This is a genomic window from Paraburkholderia sp. Ac-20347 (assembly GCF_017104805.1).
In the GTDB taxonomy this organism is placed as follows: domain Bacteria; phylum Pseudomonadota; class Gammaproteobacteria; order Burkholderiales; family Burkholderiaceae; genus Paraburkholderia; species Paraburkholderia tropica.
This window is the reverse complement of sequence record NZ_JAAGPN010000557.1, coordinates 1-1,692: the sequence shown is the minus strand read 5'-3', so window position 1 is coordinate 1,692 and position 1,692 is coordinate 1. Positions and strand designations below refer to the sequence as shown.

The following is a 1,692-nucleotide window of genomic DNA, read 5'->3' as shown; positions in this document are numbered from 1 at the left end:
GGCCGCCTCGGACACCGCCTGCGCGGCCGACGCCGCCTCATCGCGCTCGCGCTGCGCCTGCGCCTCGGCGGCTTGCTCGCGCGTGCGTTGCTGCGTGCGCTCCTGCATGCGCTCCATATCGCGCCGCGCGGCCTCGCGCATCCGCGCTCTCGACACTTCGTCACGCAACTGAATCAGCTCGCTCGCGAGCCGCTCGCGCTCGGCCTGCATGCGCGTGAGTTCCGCGACGCCGCGTGCCTGCTCGCTTTGCATCGCGTCGATTTCGCCACGCAGACGCTCGCGCCGCAATTGCAGGTCGCGCATCTGACCGCGCGCATCCGCGAGCTGCGACTCGCCGAGCGCCGTACGGCTCGCAGGCGCCTCGTGATGCGCGAGCCAGTAGCCTTCGAGCACTTCGCGCGCTTCCTTGATCTTCTTGAACTGCTCGTCGGCCCAATGCAGCGAGGCCGCCGTGGGATGACGCCACTTGTCGGGATGGAAAATCTGCGCGAGCTGGCGATAGTTGTGCTTGATGTCGGCCGCGCTCGCGCCGGGCTCGAGTTCGAGCCGGTAATAGAGGCGGTCGTAGTCTTCGTGGGTCCTCGGATGGGGAGCGGGCATGTCCGAAGCCTTGTTTCAAGGGGTTTGTTCAGTCGAATCGCGAACCGGTCGAAACCGGCCGCCGACGACCGGCGAGACGCACAAGGGTAAAACACGCTTTGCCGCATCGCAAGAAAAGCGCGGCGCGCACGCAACAGCGGCGGCGCGAGGCCCAACGTCTTCAGGCTTCGCGCGTGCGCCGCGCGAGCGTGCGGCTCAAGGTGGCGAAGGCTACGGCGGGCAATTCGTGCAGTTTGCGCACCACCACCGAATGCGGATAGAACGCCTCCACCGCGTCGTCCTGAATGCCGATGCCGACCAGTTCGATACCCTGCTCACGCACCTCGGCCACGCGCGCGTGCAGATCGCTGCGCAGCACGGCGGGATCGCCGTCGCTCGTGGAAGGCGAGCCGTCCGAGAGCACGAACAGCAGACGCCGCCGCGCCTTGCGCGCCATGAGCCGCGCGGCGGCCCAGCTCAGCGCCTCGCCATCGGGGTTCTCGTGGCCGCATTCGATGCGCGCGAGTCCGCTCAGGTCGCGCGCATCGAAACGCTTGAACACGCGCAGATCGAGCCGCTCCACGAAGCGATTAAAGCCGCGCAGATCGACGTGTGCCGCGCGTTCGCGCTCGTAGTGCGCGCGCATGGCCGGCGATTCGATCGAGCTGTAGCCGAGCACTTCGGCCTCGAAACCGAGTTGCGCGAGCGCGTCGGCGAGCGCGGCCGCGCACAGACGCGCGAGTTCGATCTTGCGCCCCGCCATCGATCCGCTGAGGTCGAGCAGCAGCGTCACGGCCGCGTCGCGCCCGCTCGCGCGCGTACTCACGCGAAACGGCGTGCGATAGCCGCGCGAGACGGCGAGCCGCGCCAGCGCCGCGCGATCGATCTCGCCGCGCTCCTGCTCGCGCTTCCAGTGCGTGAGTTCGTCGGCTTTGAGCACGCGTTCGAGATGCGTTTTCAGCGCGCCCGTTTCCGCGCGGGCCAGCGCGCGCAGCTTGCGCCAGGCGGTGGCGTCGCCGCTACCGGTGAGATCGGTGATCACGTCGAACGCCGTGGTGAGCGGGATCGAGCGCGCCGGTTTGCCGTCCGCCGATTTCGTGCCGATGGCGCGCG

The 1,692-nt window shown here is 69.0% G+C and carries 1 protein-coding gene and 1 pseudogene; both read right to left on the bottom strand.

Translation table 11 applies throughout. The features are described 5' to 3' along the window. Positions 1–600: J domain-containing protein (locus G3N97_RS38615; protein ID WP_205997973.1), on the bottom strand; the 600-nt coding region annotated here is incomplete at its 3' end. Between the two features lie 160 nt (positions 601–760). Next, positions 761–1,692: pseudogene (locus G3N97_RS38610) on the bottom strand (cobalamin biosynthesis protein CobT); the annotation flags it as partial.